The sequence below is a fragment of the Luteolibacter yonseiensis genome (assembly GCF_016595465.1).
GTDB classification, from domain to species: domain Bacteria; phylum Verrucomicrobiota; class Verrucomicrobiia; order Verrucomicrobiales; family Akkermansiaceae; genus Luteolibacter; species Luteolibacter yonseiensis.
In genome coordinates, this window is record NZ_JAENIK010000004.1 from 26144 (window position 1) to 42633 (window position 16490).

17 protein-coding genes and 1 pseudogene are annotated in these 16490 nt (G+C 60.9%); 5 read left to right on the forward strand and 13 right to left on the reverse strand.

All coding sequences use genetic code 11. The features are described from left to right. Positions 1–58 precede the first annotated feature (58 nt). Positions 59–535 (forward strand): annotated as a pseudogene (locus tag JIN84_RS23520) (RNA polymerase sigma factor); the annotation flags it as partial. Here JIN84_RS23520 and JIN84_RS01830 read toward each other — a convergent pair. The 4 genes from JIN84_RS01830 to JIN84_RS01845 form a co-directional block, all read right to left on the reverse strand. Beyond that, entirely contained in the window at positions 497–802 is a 306-nt protein-coding gene (locus tag JIN84_RS01830) for a hypothetical protein (RefSeq protein WP_200349300.1), read from the reverse strand. The pseudogene JIN84_RS23520 and the gene JIN84_RS01830 overlap by 39 nt on opposite strands. Before the next feature lie 24 nt (positions 803–826). After that, a complete protein-coding gene (locus JIN84_RS01835; protein WP_200349301.1) occupies positions 827–1615 on the reverse strand; it encodes a hydroxypyruvate isomerase family protein in 789 nt (262 codons plus the stop codon). A gap of 89 nt (positions 1616–1704) precedes the next feature. Continuing rightward, positions 1705–2175, reverse strand: coding sequence for an rRNA maturation RNase YbeY (gene ybeY, locus JIN84_RS01840; RefSeq protein ID WP_200349302.1), 471 nt, complete (start codon positions 2173–2175; stop codon positions 1705–1707). A gap of 26 nt (positions 2176–2201) precedes the next feature. Then, complete coding sequence (locus tag JIN84_RS01845) at positions 2202–3845, reverse strand: HDIG domain-containing metalloprotein (protein ID WP_200349303.1); 1644 nt, start codon at positions 3843–3845, stop codon at positions 2202–2204. A 201-nt stretch (positions 3846–4046) separates the two neighbouring features. Here JIN84_RS01845 and JIN84_RS01850 point away from each other — a divergent pair, with 201 nt between their 5' ends. Continuing rightward, on the forward strand, positions 4047–4967 hold the full coding sequence (locus JIN84_RS01850; RefSeq protein WP_234043143.1) for a glycosyltransferase family 9 protein: 921 nt from the start codon (positions 4047–4049) through the stop codon (positions 4965–4967). 48 nt (positions 4968–5015) lie between these two features. On the opposite strand, the gene JIN84_RS01855 is transcribed toward JIN84_RS01850, so the two are convergent. The 8 genes from JIN84_RS01855 to JIN84_RS01890 all read right to left on the reverse strand — a co-directional run bounded on the left by JIN84_RS01855 (position 5016) and on the right by JIN84_RS01890 (position 13229). After that, positions 5016–5528 (reverse strand): glutathione peroxidase, encoded by a 513-nt coding sequence (locus tag JIN84_RS01855; RefSeq protein ID WP_200350007.1) that lies wholly within the window; start codon positions 5526–5528, stop codon positions 5016–5018. 112 nt (positions 5529–5640) lie between these two features. Next, positions 5641–6327 carry a phosphate signaling complex protein PhoU gene (gene phoU / locus JIN84_RS01860; protein ID WP_200349305.1) on the reverse strand — a complete coding sequence of 229 codons (687 nt, stop codon included), beginning with the start codon at positions 6325–6327 and terminating at the stop codon, positions 5641–5643. Between the two features lie 21 nt (positions 6328–6348). Continuing rightward, positions 6349–7146 (reverse strand): phosphate ABC transporter ATP-binding protein PstB, encoded by a 798-nt coding sequence (gene pstB, locus JIN84_RS01865; RefSeq protein WP_200349306.1) that lies wholly within the window; start codon positions 7144–7146, stop codon positions 6349–6351. A 13-nt stretch (positions 7147–7159) separates the two neighbouring features. Next, positions 7160–7918 (reverse strand): phosphate ABC transporter ATP-binding protein PstB, encoded by a 759-nt coding sequence (gene pstB / locus JIN84_RS01870; protein WP_200349307.1) that lies wholly within the window; start codon positions 7916–7918, stop codon positions 7160–7162. Positions 7919–7920: 2 nt separating this feature from the next. Beyond that, entirely contained in the window at positions 7921–9048 is a 1128-nt protein-coding gene (locus JIN84_RS01875; protein WP_200349308.1) for a PstA family ABC transporter permease, read from the reverse strand. 12 nt (positions 9049–9060) lie between these two features. Further along, positions 9061–10968, reverse strand: coding sequence for a phosphate ABC transporter permease subunit PstC (gene pstC, locus JIN84_RS01880; protein WP_200349309.1), 1908 nt, complete (start codon positions 10966–10968; stop codon positions 9061–9063). 108 nt (positions 10969–11076) lie between these two features. Then, positions 11077–11886 carry a PstS family phosphate ABC transporter substrate-binding protein gene (locus JIN84_RS01885; protein ID WP_200349310.1) on the reverse strand — a complete coding sequence of 270 codons (810 nt, stop codon included), beginning with the start codon at positions 11884–11886 and terminating at the stop codon, positions 11077–11079. Positions 11887–11921: 35 nt separating this feature from the next. Next, positions 11922–13229 carry a porin gene (locus tag JIN84_RS01890; protein WP_200349311.1) on the reverse strand — a complete coding sequence of 436 codons (1308 nt, stop codon included), beginning with the start codon at positions 13227–13229 and terminating at the stop codon, positions 11922–11924. A 451-nt stretch (positions 13230–13680) separates the two neighbouring features. Between JIN84_RS01890 and JIN84_RS01895 the strand changes: the two genes are divergently transcribed. Next, positions 13681–14283, forward strand: a complete 603-nt coding sequence (locus tag JIN84_RS01895) for an HNH endonuclease (protein ID WP_200349312.1) — start codon at positions 13681–13683, stop codon at positions 14281–14283. A 112-nt stretch (positions 14284–14395) separates the two neighbouring features. Here JIN84_RS01895 and hprK read toward each other — a convergent pair whose 3' ends face one another. Next, a complete protein-coding gene (gene hprK / locus JIN84_RS01900; RefSeq protein ID WP_200349313.1) occupies positions 14396–15355 on the reverse strand; it encodes an HPr(Ser) kinase/phosphatase in 960 nt (319 codons plus the stop codon). Between the two features lie 120 nt (positions 15356–15475). Between hprK and JIN84_RS01905 the strand changes: the two genes are divergently transcribed. Further along, on the forward strand, positions 15476–15745 hold the full coding sequence (locus tag JIN84_RS01905; protein ID WP_200349314.1) for an FmdB family zinc ribbon protein: 270 nt from the start codon (positions 15476–15478) through the stop codon (positions 15743–15745). A gap of 40 nt (positions 15746–15785) precedes the next feature. After that, on the forward strand, positions 15786–16481 hold the full coding sequence (locus tag JIN84_RS01910) for a hypothetical protein (protein ID WP_200349315.1): 696 nt from the start codon (positions 15786–15788) through the stop codon (positions 16479–16481). Positions 16482–16490: the final 9 nt, after the last annotated feature.

Sequence of the window (16490 nt, forward strand, 5' to 3'; positions counted from 1 at the left end):
GAAATCACCGGATTTTTTTGTCCGGTATCCGGGGTGACATGACACTCTTTTTCAGAACATGGAAAAGTCCGCGCCATCCGACCCCGAACTGCTCGCCGAGTGGCTGGAGCAAGACCGCGAAGCCGCGTTCCACGCGCTGGTCGCCCGCTACGCCGGACTCGTGCATTCGACAGCCAGAAGAACCTGCCGTGACGACTCGATGGCGGGCGAGGTTTCCCAGCTCACTTTCATCGCGCTCGCACAAAAGGCGAGATCCCTCACCTCATGCGCATCGCTCGGCGGCTGGCTCCACCTCACCGCGATGATGCAGGCGAAAAACCTGATCCGCAAATCCCAGCGGGAAAACCGCAAACTCCAGCACCTGCAGGCAGCCATGGAATCCGAGCCACCCCGCCCGTCCCACGATGTCTGGCAGGAAATGCAACCCTTGCTCAACGACGCTCTCGCCTCGTTGTCGGAAAAAAATCGCGAAGCATTGTTGCTCCGGTTTTACCGCTCACTGTCCGTTCGGGAAATCGCCCGGACACTCGGCATCGCGACGGATGCGGCCCAAAAACGCATCGACCGCGCGACCGAACGCCTTCGCGGCAAGCTCGCGAAACGCGGATGCGCCGCAGGCGGCTCGCTGGCCGCCGTCATGCTCGCCGGTTTCGCCACCGACACACAGGCCGCCGCACTGCCGGTTTCCCTGCTCGCCTCCAAGGCTCTCGCCGCAGGCACCGCCGCCACGGGCGCCTTTCCCGGAACCACCTCCTTTTTTAATGGCGGGAGTCTCCGGGGCGGAATGAATTCCGCGCTCCATTTTCCACCCATCTCCACCCTTCCCTCACACGCTGCAGATCCCCACCGCCTGCCGCAGGCTCTCCAGTGGATTTTCCGCCAGCGGAATGAACTCCTGCCCGACGAACCCGTCATAACCCGTTTCCACAATCGCACGCATGATGGCGGGGTAGTTCAGCTCCTGGGTGGAATCGATTTCATTCCTGCCCGGGCAGCCGCCGGTATGGTAGTGGATGAACCAGCGGTGGTTCTCACGGATGGTGCGGATGACATCACCTTCCATGATCTGCATGTGATAGACGTCGTAAAGCAGGCCGAAATTCCCGCTGTCCAACAGCTCGCACAACCGGACACCCCACGCGCTGTGATCGCATTGGTAGTCCGGGTGGTCGATCCTGCTGTTGAGCAGTTCCATCACGAGCGTGATGCCCAGCTCTTCCGCCAATGGCAGCAGGCGGCGCAGACCGGTGGCGCAATTCCGAAGCCCCTCCTCATCGCCGAGCCCCTCGCGGTTGCCGGAAAAGACGATGACGTTTTTCACTCCGGCGGCGGCGGAAGCCCGGAGGTGGGGTTCGTAGATTTCCACGAGGGTGTCGTGGTGTTCGAGACGGTTGAAGGCCTTTTCAATGCGCCCGACTTCGATTCCATCGGGGGTTTTTCCCGTGGGAAAGCTCATCATCGCACAGACCAGTCCGTGGCTTTTCAACAAGGGCATGTCCTCGGGCATCACCAGTTCTATGGAGGAGATGCCAATGTCATTCGCGGCGAGACAGAGGGTTTCCAACGGTATGTCGGAATAACACCAGCGGCAGAAGGAATGGTTGATGCGGGACATGGCGGAGGACCATGAACATCGAACGCCGGACGCTCAACATTGAACATCGGAAGGAAGCGAAACAAAGAAGAACCACCGGTATCCCGGTGTCACGCCACGCCGAGGCGTTCCCGGAGGTCGGCGGTCCATAGGACTGCGACGATCTCCTCTTGTGCGGCTTCCATGGTGGCGCGTTCGCGGGAATCCTCGTCTTCGTGCCCCGCCAGATGCAGCAGTCCATGCACGAAATAGCGCAGGATCTCACGAGCGAGCGGCTCCCCATATTCAGCAGCCTGCCGCTCCGCCACTCCGGCTCCGATGACGATCTCCCCGTGATGGAAGGTGATCACATCGGTCGCTCCCTCGATGTTCATGAAGTCGCGGTGGACCTGGTCGCTGGTGGCGTCATCCACAAGGGCGACCTCGAGCGTTGCCAGGTGGGAAAGAGGCGAGTCGTCTTCGGCGGCGTTCTCCAGTGCCAGCCGCGCGGCCTCGTGGGCGATGCTTTCAAGCGCCGTGAGCCAGCTTTCGGGGATTTCCGTGGCTTCCTGGTTGTTGCCAATGATGACTTCGAGCGACATGATAATGGTTTTCCGTCTGAAAGGCATCAGGCACGCTTCGGCATCGGGATGACACGTCCGCCGTGGCTGGGATCGCTCGAGAGCCGCTTGGTGGCGGAGGCTGAATCGTCCTTCGGGTAGTCGATGCGGCTGTGAAGCATGCTGCGCAACGTGCTGGAGAAGCTGTCCTTGACCAGGGCGAGCTCGCGGAGAGTGAGCGGGCATGCGTCCAGCTGGCCATCGTTGATTCTCGTCCGGACAATGTCGTCGACGAGCGCGCGGATCTTCGCCGGCGTGGGTTTTTGCAGCGAGCGGGAAGCGCTTTCCACACTGTCCGCCAGGGAAATGATGCCGCTCTCACGCGTGCTCGGGCGGGGGCCGGGGTAACGGAAATTCTTCTCCTCCACCATCGGGAGATCCTCCGGGTTTTCCAAACGGCGGTCGACTTTTTCCATCTCCGCCTTTTTCTGCTCCTGTGCCCGACGGTAGAAATAATAGACCAGCGAATCCCCGTGATGTTCCTGGATGACGTCGATGATGCGCGGGTTGAGCTTGTTTTTCACCGCCAGATCGACGCCGTCCTTCACGTGGGCGATGATGATGAGCGAACTCATCGTCGGGGTCAGGGTGTTGTGGGGATTTTCACCACCATCGTGTTGGTTCTCAATAAAATAGCCGGGCTTTTTCAGCTTCCCCACGTCATGGAAATAAGAACAAACCCGGCACATCGGTGCGTTCGCCCCGACTTTTTCCGCCGCCGCTTCCGCCAGCGAGGCCACCACCAGGCTGTGGTGGAAAGTCCCGGGCGCTTCGAGCTGCATCTGGCGCAGGAGCTTGTGATTCAAGTCGCTCAGTTCCAGCCAACTGATGTCGGTGGTAAGGTGGAAGGCTCCTTCGAAAAGCGGCAGCAGTCCGCTGATGAGCAGGGCCGTGAGCACCGCCGTCCCGAACGCCGCAGCACTGCCATTCCCCAGGAGTTGCAGGTGATCCATCGATTGCGGTCCGAAAACGGCGACGAGATCCAGCCGGCCGAGCACCAGTCCGGTCACGAGGGTGACCGCGCCAATATAAATTCCCGCCTGCAGGAGCTGGAGGCGCTTCCTTACCTGATAGGCAAGCAGAACGCTGGTCATACCCGCCACCAAGCTCAGGATCAGATAGCCGAGGACTTCCTCTTCCGGAGCCAGCAAACAACCGATGAGCGTTACATAAACCGCTGAAAATGAAGCCACCGCACGTCCCAACAGGACTCCATGGAGCATCGGTGCGAGAGCGAACGGGACTGCGAAAAACCGGAAAACCTCCGGAATCGCCCCGACGTCCGCGAGACTCATCACCGCCCTGACCAGCAGCAGGTGACCGAAAATACCTCCCAACACCAACACCACCCGGCTGTTCCGGCGGCAGGAGCCTTGCAAATTGATGTGGAACATCACCAGCGCGGTGAATGCGATGATGAATGCGTAACGCCCCCCCTTGAGAATGTCCTGACCGAACGCCGTGTCCGGAGAAGAGTTGAGAACGAGTGCCGCCGTACCCACGACGAACGTGGCGTAAAGCGAGAGTTTCACCCAGAAGCTGTCTTCCAAGGCTTGCACCATCGGGTTCTCGCTATGAACCCGGCGTTTTTTTCCAGACGAGAGTCCCTGTCGGGCCAACCGCCAGCGTTTGATGGCATCCACAAATCCCACGGCGGTGTAAAAATCGGTTCAGTGGACAGCATCCATGCGCGGAGCGGCTGTCGGGCGGCGAAGCTATTCCGGGTTAGCCTGCTTGGCAATCCGCAAATTGCGGACGGCGGAGGGTTGGAAATCTCGCTTAAATTTACTATTTCCGTAATGCCTTGGCTCCGTTAGACTCGGTCGGTGACGATGACTTCCGGAGAAATGATAATGGCTGCGCCCGAGCGCTGGGATGAGGCCTGTTTCTCCGTGCCGGCACTGCGGGCGATGATGGCGTCCGGCCTGAAAACAGCGGTCCTCTGCCCTGAAAATCAGGCGGATTTCTGGGCCACACTCCCGGATCTGACCGTCATCCCCATCCATGCGAAGGCGAAATCCAGGCTCCTCGCCAAGGAGATTGCGGGAAACTGGCAGGCCTCGCTGGCGTGGGAAACCGGGCTGGCCGCGGATGTTTTTCAAAACGCCTCCATCCCCCGCCGGCTGGGAGTGGACGAGCGGAAACTGAAAAAGCAGCTCACCCACCCGCTCGCCATCTCCGCTACTCCCCTCGAACACCGGGTGCGCCACTACCTTTCCGCTGTCGAGACATTGGGCATTCCAACCGGCCAACCGGAATATTTCGCCCCTGCCGACCTTGGTGTGGACCCCGTGGACGGAACGGTCCTGCTCTGCCCGGGGTCGGATTTCGGCCCGAGTCACGAATGGCCCATCGAACGATGGGTGGAACTCGCTAAAAAACTCATCACCAGCGGTCTCCGGGTCACCGTCGCCAGCATCGGCACCGGACGCGGGCTCGGGAAGATCCTCTCCGACAATCTGGGAAAAAGCGCCGAGTCGTTCCATGCCGAGCCGCTCGACCAAGCCCTGCCCGTGTTGGCGGGCCAATCGCTCGTGATCTCGGCGGACGGCTCGCTGCCGCACCTCGCCTCCCACGCGGGGGCCACCTGTGTGGTGCTTTTCGGGCCGAACGACCCCGCTTGGAAGCGTCCGCTGGGAAAACGCCACGCCAGCGTCCGCCGTCACGTGGAATGCTCTCCCTGCCTGCTGCCCAAGTGCCCGCTCGACCTCCGTTGCCAGAAGGAGCTCGATACCGGCAGGGTCTGGCAGGCGGTGCTTGAAAAGCTGCGGTGAAACGGGTCCGCAGGTCCTGACGGCCCCGGGACACGGGTCCATCATTCCTTACTTCGCGGGTTCGGCGATTGCCTTCTCCACCGCGCCTGTCAGTTCCGCACTGTCCGGCTTCGTCGTCGGTTCGAAGCGGGCGATCGCCTTGCCATCCTTGCCGATGAGGAATTTCCCGAAGTTCCAGCGCACATCGCCCGGGAACGCTCCCTTCTCCCCCGTCAGGGTCTTGTAGAGCTTGTGCTGTTCCTCACCTTTCACATGGACCTTGTCCATGATGGGGAAAGTCACGTCGTAATCCGCTTTGCAGAATTTCTGGATCTCCTCGATGGTGCCGGGCTCCTGCCCCCCGAAGTCGTTGCAGGGAAAGCCGAGCACGACAAATCCCTCCTCCTTGTGCTTCCGGTAGAGAGCCTCCAGAGCCTCATACTGCGGAGTGAGGCCGCATTTCGAGGCGAGGTTCACGATGAGCACGACCTTGCCCTTGTAGTCCTTGAGCGAGGTTTTCTTCCCCGCCGCATCGTCAAAGGAAATGGCTGTCAGATCCGCGGCGAAGGCGGTGGCGCACATGGCGAAAGCGGGGACGATGATTCGGTGAAGCATGGCCGGAGTTTAGCACGGATTGCCGGTTGTCCAAAAATTTCCCACACGGACATCCGCACTTTGCGGGATGAATGTGGATTTATTGTTCCGGCAGCTTGCGGTGCTCGTGGCGGATGTCACGGGCCTCCCCCAGAAACACGGCGTCCTCACCAATGTTCACCGCCAGATCGCCGATGCGCTCGATGGAACGGGCGACGAAGATGAGGTGCAGCAGGTTTTCCGAGCGTCCGTTGGAATCCTCCAGCCGGCCGCTGAGTGACGAAATCATTTGCTTGTGGAGACGGTCCAATTCCTTGTCGCGGAGTTTCAATCCCTCGCCGAGCACGGTGTTCGCATCCGTGTAAGCCATCAGCGCGTCGCGCAGGAGCTTGTCCGCCAGGGAATAGAGAGGCTCCGTGAGGGAGGCTTCCTCAAGCGGGTTCGCCTTGCAGATTTTCTTGGACCGCTTGGCGATGTTCACGGCATGGTCCGAGATCCTTTCCAGATTATGCGCCATCTTCATGGATGTGATGACGAGACGCAGATCCGAGGCGACAGGGTGGAAACGCACGAGGATTTCCATGCCGGTCTGGTCGATCTTGCGCTCCAGATCATCCACGTCCGAATCATCCGCGATGACGGTGCGGGCGAGGTCGATGTCACGCTCCAGAAGCGAGCGCATGGCGCGCTCCAGGTTCTGGCGGGCGAGGCTGGCCATGAGAAGGACGTCCGCCTTGAGGGCTTCCATCACCTTGTCAAAGTCACGAAAAATGTGGGGAGTGTTCATGATGAATATGTATGTGTGATCTCAACCGAAACGGCCGCTGATATAGTCTTCGGTTTTTTTGTGCGTGGGATTGCTGAAAATCTTCGACGTGGTGTCGAATTCGACGAGTTCCCCCATGTAAAAGAAAGCGGTTTTGTCCGACACCCGCGAGGCCTGTGCCATGCTGTGGGTGACGATGATGAAAGTATAGTCCTCCTTGAGATTCCAAACGAGCTCCTCGACCTTCGCGGTGGCGATCGGGTCGAGAGCGCTGCATGGCTCGTCCATGAGCACCACAAGCGGCTTCACCGCGATGGTGCGGGCGATGCAGAGCCGCTGTTGCTGGCCGCCGGAGAGGCCGAGCGCGGATTCCTGGAGACGGTCCTTCACCTCGTCCCAGAGCGCCGAGGCCTGGAGCGCCTCCTGCACGGCCTGGTCGAGGACGGCCTTGTTCGACTCGCCGCGCAGCCGGAGGCCGTAGGCGACGTTCTCGTAAATGCTGCGCGGGAACGGGTTGGACTTCTGGAACACCATGCCCACGTCGCGGCGGAGCTTCACCACATCCACCGACTTGTCGTAGATGTCCACACCGTTGATCCGGATGCCGCCGCGGGTGATCCGGGTGCCGGGGATCTCGTCGTTCATGCGGTTGATGCAGCGCAGCAGGGTGGACTTGCCGCAACCGGACGGGCCGATGAAGGCGGTGACTCCGTTGGCCGGGATTTCCACATTGATGCCCTTGAGGGCCTGCGACGATCCGTAGCAGAAATCGAGGGTCTCCACATCGATGGAAGATCCTGTCTGCGGTTCCGTGGCCGGGCGGTTGAGAATGTCGTGCATGGTGCGGGGAGGTTCAGCCGAAGGTGCCGGTGACGTAGGCTTCGGTTTGGGGATCTTTCGGCGATTCGAAAATCTGCATGGAGGGACCATATTCGATCAGCTTGCCCAAGTACATGAAGGCGGTCCTGTCCGAGCAGCGGGCGGCCTGGGCCATGTTGTGCGTGACGATGACGATAGTGAATTTCTTCTTCAGCTCGACGAGCAGTTCCTCGACCTTGAGGGTGGCCAGCGGATCGAGCGCCGCGCATGGCTCGTCCATCAGCAGGATCTGCGGCTGGTTCGCGATGGCGCGGGCGATGCAGAGACGCTGCTGCTGGCCGCCGGACAAACCGAAGGCGCTGCTGTGGAGGCGGTCCTTCACCTCGTCCCAGAGGGCGGAGCCGCGCAGGGCGTTCTCCACGATCTCATCGAGCTCGGACCGCTTGTTCCGGCCCGCGACACGCAGGCTGAACGCGACGTTCTCGTAGATCGATTTCGCGAACGGATTGTACTTTTGGAAGACCATGCCGACCTGGCGGCGGAGTTCCTGGAGATCGATGTCCGGGCGGTTGATGTCGATCCCGCGGACATGGATGGAACCTCCGACGATGTGCGCGCCGGAAATGCGGTCGTTGATGCGGTTGATGCAGCGCAGCAAGGTCGATTTCCCGCAACCCGAGGGCCCGATGAATGCGGTGATCTCCCGTTCGGGAATGTCGAGAGTGACGTCGTGAAGAACCTGCTTGGAATGATAGGCGAAGGAGACGTTCTGGATCTGGATGGCGTTTTGCATGTTTACCATTTGAGTTTCGCCCGGAGCTTGGCACGCAGGATCATGGAACCCGCCGACAGGAATGCGACGAGGAGGAGGAAGACGAATACGGAACCGAACTGCGCGCGCTGCGTGTATTCGGAATTGGGGATGCGGGCCGCCAGGGTGTAGATGTGATACGGCAGCGCCTGGACCTGCGAGGAAAGCAGGTCGAAGGGACTCTTCAATCCCTGCCACGGCAGATCATCCTTCGCGGCGACGGCGGCGGTGAACATGATCGGCGCGGTCTCCCCGGCGACACGGGCGATGGACAGCAGCGAGGAGGTCAGGATGCCGGGGAGGGAGAAGGGCAGCACGCACTTCCGGATGGTCTGCCAGCGGGTGGCTCCCATGGCGAGGGAGGCATCCCGGAAGCCCTGCGGCACGGCGCGGAGGGATTCCTCCGAGGCGGTGATGATGACGGGCAGGATCATGCACGCCAGCGTCGCACAACCGGCCATGAGCGAGGAGTTCCAACCTTGGAAGCTCATCACGTAGTCACCGATCAAAAGCGGGATGACGAGGAGGGAGCGGTCCGATGGCGCGGCGGTGATGACGGGCACCGCAAGCACGAAGACGGAGAAGCCGAACAGACCGAAGACGATGGAGGGGATCCCCGCCAGATTGAGGATCGCCAGCCGGACGGCGTGGATGAAGGGACTTTGTTTCGCGTATTCCGACAGGTAGATGGCCGCACAAACCCCGAAGAAAAGCGCGATGATCATGGAGCCGACGGTGAGCAGCGCGGTTCCGACGATGGGTCCGGCGATGCCGCCGCCCGAATAGGAATAGCTCTGCTCGTTGAAGATTTCCTTACCCTCGTTCTTCTTGAGATATTCGCTGTATTCCGAAGCGGGCAGCTGGTGGCGGGTTCCTTGCGCGTCATCGAAAACGTGCAGCGTCTGGTTCTTCGCCGTGAGGAAATCAAAGTCCACGAAAGGAGCTTCCGCCTTGAAGAGAACGGGCGCTCCATCGACGATGATCTTGCCGAAAAGCAGCGCCGCGATGAGGACGATGAAATAGGTGCCGCCACCGAGCAAAAAGCGCACGGCGACATCCTTGAAGTGGCCTTTCGGCAGCCCCTTGCGGATGAGTTTATCAGGATGAGACATGGGACGGAAAGGTTAGTGCTTCATCTGGTTCACGAAGCGGTGCGCGGTGGCGTTGATCGCAAGGACCACCGCGAACAGGGCGATGCCGACGACGAACAGCGCCCGGTAGTGGACGCTGCCGAGCGGGACCTCTCCCAGCTCCTGCGCGATGATGCCCGTGAGGGTGTGGGCGGGTTGGAAAAAGGTGCCGAAGCCGCTGGTGAAGTCCGGGATCTTGATGCGGTTTCCGGCGACCAGCAGGACAACCATCGTTTCTCCGATCACACGGCCGAGCCCTAGCAGGATGGCGGCGAGAATGCCGGAAAACGCGGCGGGGATGATCACCCGGAACGTGGTTTGGATGCGTGAGGCGCCGAGCGCTTCCGAAGCCTCCGCATAGGCACCCGGCACGTTGTTGATGGCGTCCTCCGCAAGCGAAAAGATGGTCGGTATGCTCATGAGCGCGAGCAGGCAGCCGGCGGTGAAGATGTTCAACCGTTCCTCGATCGGGAAGCCGGGCACCCAGCTCAACGAATCCGACATCGAGAGATCCCGCAGCACAGTGCCGAAAACCAGGATGCCGATGAACCCCAGCACGACGGAAGGAATCGCCTGGATGAATTCGATGACAGGCTTGATGGTGGACTGCTCCCACGGCGAGGCGAACTGGTTCACGTAGATCGCCGCTCCGATGCCGGTGGGGATGGCGATGACGAGCGCGACGATGGAAATCATCAGCGAGCCCGCGGCCAGCGGCAGGATGCCGTAGAAATCCTGCCACTCCCCTCCGGTGACCCAGTCCTTGCCGGTGAGGAACGAGCCGATGGCGGTGGTGAGGGCGACGGGTTTGTCGTGCTTCCAGGAGTTGATCTCGGCGGGAGTCTTCCCGAGGTCGCTGAGAAAGACAGGCCACGCCTTGCGGGCCACGCCGAGCAGGCGGTTCGCCTCCGGTTGGCTGAAGTCCGCGGGGAGCTGGCTGGGAATGCCTGACGCCGCCTGCCTGAGCTTCTCATGGATCTCGATGCATGCGGGGCGCCGTTCCAGAAGGAGCTGGATGGGTCCCTCGGTATCGGGGATCTCGGCGAGCGAGGCGTGGGCCTCGGCGGTGAGCTTTTCCCGCTCGGCGGGATCCTTCGCGCTGGCGGCCGCGGCGAGAAGCGTCTTGCGGTCCTTTTCCAGCAGGTCCGCTTCGGAGAGTTTCGCCTTGGTGGCGGTGACGGTCTCGGTCATTTCCGAGATGAGGCCACTGAGTTCCGAACCGCTGGATTCAAAGGTGTCGATGGTCGCACGCACCGCCTGCAGGGGCTCGGCGTGTTTCTGTTGGGCGGCGGCGTATTCCTCGGCGAGTTTCGCCACCAGCGGAGGATCTTCGGTGGCATCCACGGCGCGGCCCCGGATGGAGTCGATCAACGCGGCTCGTTCGCTCTCGGTGAGATGCGGGGTGGCGGGGAGTGACGAGAGGGCCTTGGTCTTCTGTTTTTCATAGTTGGCCATGAGGGTGGCCATCATCTGGGGGTTCGGATGGCTGCCTTCCTGGGTGTTGTTCACCACCAGGTCGCGCGTTGCCCCGATCTGGTCGGTGTAGGCGTTGAAAAGGGCGCTCGCTTCCTGGGTGCGGCGGATCTCACGGGCCGATTTCCCGTTGATTTCCGCGAAGTAGGCGCGGTTCAGGAGGCTGGTGAGCTGCTCCTGCGCGGTCAGGTTCTTACGGGAAATATCGACGAATTCCAGACCCGCGACCCGGTAGATCTCGAGTTCCCGCCGGTAGCCGGGGAAGAATCCAAGGCCTTCCTTCAGGAGGAAGACGATGATGAGGATGAGAATGACAATGGTCAGCCCGGCATTGGACGCGAAGAAATATTTGATCGCCCCATCAAAGGAGAGACCGCGTTTTTGAAAACGGTGACCGGGTGGACGAGCGGTTTTTTCTTCCTGCGACATGCGGTGTTGGGCGACTTGGTAGGCTGGTTGGAGGGGAGAAACAAGAATTGAGCATCACCAGCGAGCCAGTGATGCTCAATTCGATGGCAACTTTAACCAATAACAGGATTACAGATCCTTGACAGGGATGAAGCCCACTTTGCGGACGATGTCCTGACCAGCAGGGGATTCCACATATTTCATGAAAGCCTCGGCCTCGGCGCTCGGCTTGTCAGGAGCGTAGAAGTAGCAGAGGCGTGCATAGGCGTATTTCTTCGCGTTCGTGCCGACAGGCTCGACACCGTCGATGGAGAGCGCCTTGGTTCCGGCGGTCTTCGAATAGGCGAGGCCGACGTAGCCGATGCCGTTCTTGTTCTTGGCGACTTCCTGGGCGATCTGCTCGTTGCCAGCCAGCTTCGAGGAGCTGCTCGGATAGTCGCGGCCGCCCATGGCGAGCTTCTGCCAGTCCTTGTAGGTTCCGGAGGAGGTGTTGCGGGTGTAGATGGAGATCTTGCCCGGCGCGCCGCCGATCTCGGACCAGTCCTTGATCTGGCCGGTGAAGATCTTGGCGACCTGGTCCTTGGTGAGCTTGGTGAGCGGGGAGTTCTTGTTCACGATCACGACGATCATGTCGTGGCAGACCTCGTGCTCCTTGAGGTAGACGCCCTTGGTGCGGCAGAAGGTGCGCTCGTCGTCCTTGACCTTGCGGGAGGACATGCCGATCTGCGCGGTGCCGTTGGCGAGAGCCGGAAAAGCGGTGGTCGATCCTTCCGCGGCGATCTCGAATTTCACGCCGGTGTTTCCAGCTGCCTTGAAGCTTTCCGCGAGCTGCGGGACGAGCTTGGCACCCAGGGTGTCGGAGCCCTTGATGCTGAGGGTCTGCGCGCTGGCCATGGTGAGCATTGCGGCGGCGCTGAACAGGGTGATGATGTGTTTCATGATGTCGTTCGTTCGATGTTGAGGGTTCCTGGAAATCAGAATGAGAAGCGGAGGCCGGAGAGGAAGGTGGTGCCGTCGTAGTCACCGCCGCCGAGGTGGGAGTATTCCACGCCGTTCATGAGCTTGAGCTTGTTACCATAGATATAGTAATTCAGGCCCAGATAGGCGGAGAAGTAGCTGTTGCCCGCGGAATCGGAAGTCCTCTTTCCGGTGAGGGGATCGGTGTCGGGCGAAACCCCTTCATAGCGGGAGCCGAGCTTGAGACCATCCGGATCCTGGCCGGATGCGAGCTGGATGCGGCCGGCGAGCTGCAACCCGTCCGCGATGAAATAGGTGGGGATGATGTTGAGCGCGACAGCGTCGGACTGGGCCAGCTCCTCATCACCGAAACCGTAGATGAGATCCGTTGTCAGACCCCAGCGGCCGTGCACGATGTCGTTGGAAAGAGCGATGGAATCCGTGTAACCGGGCGAGGCCGAGAACGAATAGTTCGGATCCACCTTGGAATCCTTGAAGCCCGGCTCCGTGTTGTGCATGTAGCGGAACGACACGATGGCGGAATCCAGGCGGGATTGCGCGGAGTAGTCGTAGCCGACCTTGCCAAGGAAGAGGTAACCGGCGTCCAGATCGGAAAATTCGGCGACCTGGTCGTTTCCGTAAGCACCGAGTTCATAGAGCCAGTGTTCGCGGATGCCCTTGCCGTTCACCCAGATACCGGTGAGGTTGCCGGGGTGGGTCATGTTCGTGACAAGGCTGCGCTCGAAGGTCACGATTTCCTTGGAGGAGATTTCCTGTTCGCGGGAGAACTTGATCTCCTGTTTGCCGATGGAGACGTTCAGAGCGTCCGAGGGGGCGTAGCTCACGTAGAGGTCGTAGATGTCCTTGTAGAACGTGCGTCCGCCCTCGCCGTCGAGTCCGTCGGTATCGACGTCGATCTGTCCTTCGAGCTTCCAGTTCTGGAACCATTTGGACTTGAATCCGAGATAGGCGCGGCGGACTTCAAGCTTGTCGCCCCACACGGCCTCGTCCTTGCCGGAGTTCTTGTAGTCCTCGATGTCGAAATGGCCGTTGTCGGAGTGACCGTCGGCATATTGGACCTGCAAACGGCCCTGGAGCGAGAACTCCTGGAGAATCGGGTTGTTGTCGTCCTTGTAGAGAGTGAAGGCGGACCAGGCGCGGTCCCACGCGGACTCTCCGGGGAATTTTCCGACGAGGAGGCCCGTCGCGGTGGAGGAACTGGTTTCGTCGGCTGCCGCGGTTTCGGTGACAGCCTCGTTGCCGGCGGTGGCGGGAAGGCAGCCGAGCAGGCTGGAAGCGAGCAGGACGCGTCGGATGGATTTCATGGATTGCATTTTTCGGTAGGTGGATCGTGTGACGAAACGGTGACAGTTACGCGTCACACGCCAGCTTGTTATTGATGCTGTGCGACATTCCCAAGGGAGCTTTTGTGACACAAATGTCACAAAAGCCGGATCGGTCGGGAGAAATCCGGATCAATCGACGGATTTGTGCGAAATTCCGGGAATCCAAGGGGGTGAGAATCATTGACACAGGCTTCATCCGGTATTCGCCGCGCCCGGTGAAGATCGCATATGTGACGAAGCCGACACTTGCCACGGAAGCGGATGAGCGGGAGGAACGGAACATATCCCGCGAAGCTGTGAAACCGTGCGATTTGCAGCCCCTCTCCCTGGAGAAAGCCGAAGCGAACTGCGAAATTCGCGAGCTTTTGGGTTGCCGTGGGGAGGGGCTCTGCTAGTTTGCGCACGATTGGTTGGGAAAGGTATGAATGCCGTGCTCGAACATCCCGTGCTCGTATTGAATCGGTTCTGGCAGCCGATCCATACCTGTTCCGTCCGCAGGTCGCTCCATCTGCTGTGCATCGGACACGCCCAGGTCGTGCAGGTGGACGGTGAGGAACGGTTCAACTCCCATGACCTATCGTCCTGGATTTCCTACTCGCTGGACAGCACGGACGCGGAAATGATCCGTGCCGCGAAAATCGCGATCCGGGTGCCGAAGATCGTCGTCCTGTCCATTTACGACCGTCTCCCGCGGCTTGAGGTGAAATTCACCCGCAGGAACGTGTTTCTGCGGGACAAGTTCACCTGCCAGTACTGCACCAAGGTCCTGCCGGAAACCCAGCTCAACCTCGACCACGTCCTGCCCCGCGACAAGGGCGGTCGCACCACTTGGGACAATATCGTCACCTCCTGCTTCCGCTGCAACACGCGCAAGGGAAACAAGCTGACGCATGAGGCGAACATGCATCCCCAGAGCAAACCGCTGGCCCCGCGCTGGAGGCCGCTCTTCGGCATGCATGAAAACGGCCTCGCCGACGAAAGCTGGAACCATTTCCTGCAATCCGACCGGGGCGAGACAAGGCGGTCGGCATGAACCGGGAGCGCGGAATTCATTCCCGCGCGGTTGCTTCCGGCCATGGAGAGATCCAACTATCGCATCGTTGGATCCATGACCGTGCTATCAAAAAGCAACGGTTGAAACACGTTCATAAGGATCTCCCCCCACCCATGTGGTGCAGCAGTTTCTGGTTGAACTCGTCCGCCATGTTGTAACCCAGCCTTCTCAACTGCTGGTCAAGCGCCGCGATGGTCACCATGCGCGCGGTGTCCCGGCCGGGACCGACCGGAATCTCCACATGGTTCACCTGCTGGCCGAGGATTTCGTAGGTTTTCTGCTGGAGGCCGATGCGGTCCACCTCATTCAGATCCGCCTGCGGCTTGAGCGTCACCACCAGATCCAACCGCTTGTCCGGCCGGATGGATGCGAGGCCGTAGAGGTTCGCCACGTTGATGATGCCGATGCCCCGGATCTCCATGTAGCCGCGTGAGAGGTCGGGCGCGGTCGCCACCAGGTCCCCACCGACGTATTTCACCCGCACCATGTCATCCGCCACGAGCGAGGCGCCACGCTCCAAAAGACCGATGGCGGTCTCGGACTTTCCGGCTCCGCTCCGACCGACGATGAGCACGCCGACCCCGCGCATGTCCACCATGCAGCCATGCAGCGTGACGCTCGGAGCGAACTCGTGTTCCAGGCGGATGGTCGCCGCGTTCAGGAAATTCATCGTCACCTGGGAAGTGCCGAAAACCGGAATGCCATGGTCCTTCGCCACCAGGGCGAGGCTGTCATCCAGCACGGAACCGCGGGCGACGACGATGCACGGGATGTCCCGCTCGCACATCCTGCGGAAGCGGTCGATCCGCATCGGTTCCGGCAGTTTCTTCAAATAGGAAAGCTCCGAGTTTCCCAGCACCTGCACCCGTTTCCGGGCGAAGTAGGCGAAAAACCCCGCCAGTGCCAGGCCCGGGCGGTTCATCGCCGGTTCGCTGATCAGGCGGTCGAATCCCACCCGTTCGCCATGCAGTGTCAGGCCGAGGGCGGCGGCATGGGCATCGAAAAACTTCTCGACAGAAATGGATGCGACGGTCTTGACGCGGGGTGGCATGTCCGTGACTCAACCAGAACCCGCCGCCCACGGCACGCGAAATCCCACGCTGCCCGCCGACATTCTCCCACGCCGGGGTTGCACCCGGGTCCGGACGTGCTACAAGACCCGCCCAGCACCATGCCAAACTACGATTACGAATGCCAGAAATGTGGAAAACGCTTCGAAGTCTTCCAAAGCATGAGCGAAGCCAAGCTCACGGACTGCCCGCAGCCTGACTGCGACGGCACCGTGAAACGCCTGCTCGGCACGGGCGGAGGCATCATTTTCAAGGGTTCGGGTTTCTACCAGACCGACTACCGCTCGTCCTCCTACACCGCCGGAGCCAAGGCCGACGGAGCCTCCGCCCCCCCTCCCCCTTCCGCCCCCGCGCCGAAGTCCGCCGAGTGAGGCATTGCAAGTTTCGCACGAAGTGGTAAGCAGACGGCTCATGGCCGAACCCACAGCATACAGATCCGGCGGCGGATGCTTCTCGAAACTCGTCACCCTGATCCTGCTCATCGCGGCGGGTGGCCTCGCCACAGCGGTTTTTTACGCCGCCCAGCCACAGGACCTGACCGGTCTTTCCGGCGAAGGCCCGAATGCCAAGCCGCTGCCCGAGCGTGACATGAAGGTCGTCCTGCAGAACGCCATCGACCGGGGTTACGCCGTCACACTCTCCGAGGCCGAAGTGAACCAATGGCTCGCGCGCACGCTGGTGGCGAAACAAGGCGGCCCGCTCGCCAGCCAGGTCTCCCTGGACCGCGTTCTGGTCCGCTTCGAGGACAGCCGTGCGGAGGTCATCATGGAGCGCCGCATCATGGGCAGGCCGTTCACCGTTTCCATGTTCCTTCAAATCTCGCGCATGGAAGACCTCAAGGGCACCACGACCGAAGTCCAGCTCCACGGGGGCCCCTATCACCCGGACTTTCCGAATCCACCGCGCGGAGGACGGTTCGGCAGGCTCACCATCCCCCAAGGCTTCCTGATCCTGGTGAGACCGGCCTACGAGAAGCTTGCCGCGGCGTTCCCGGATGAGATCCGCATGGCATTCCACGAAATGCAGCGCATCAAGATCGAAAAGGGCAACATCATCCTCGATCCCCGCGAACCGATGGGCATGGGAGGCGTGCCCGGGACATTCTAGCCCGAGCAG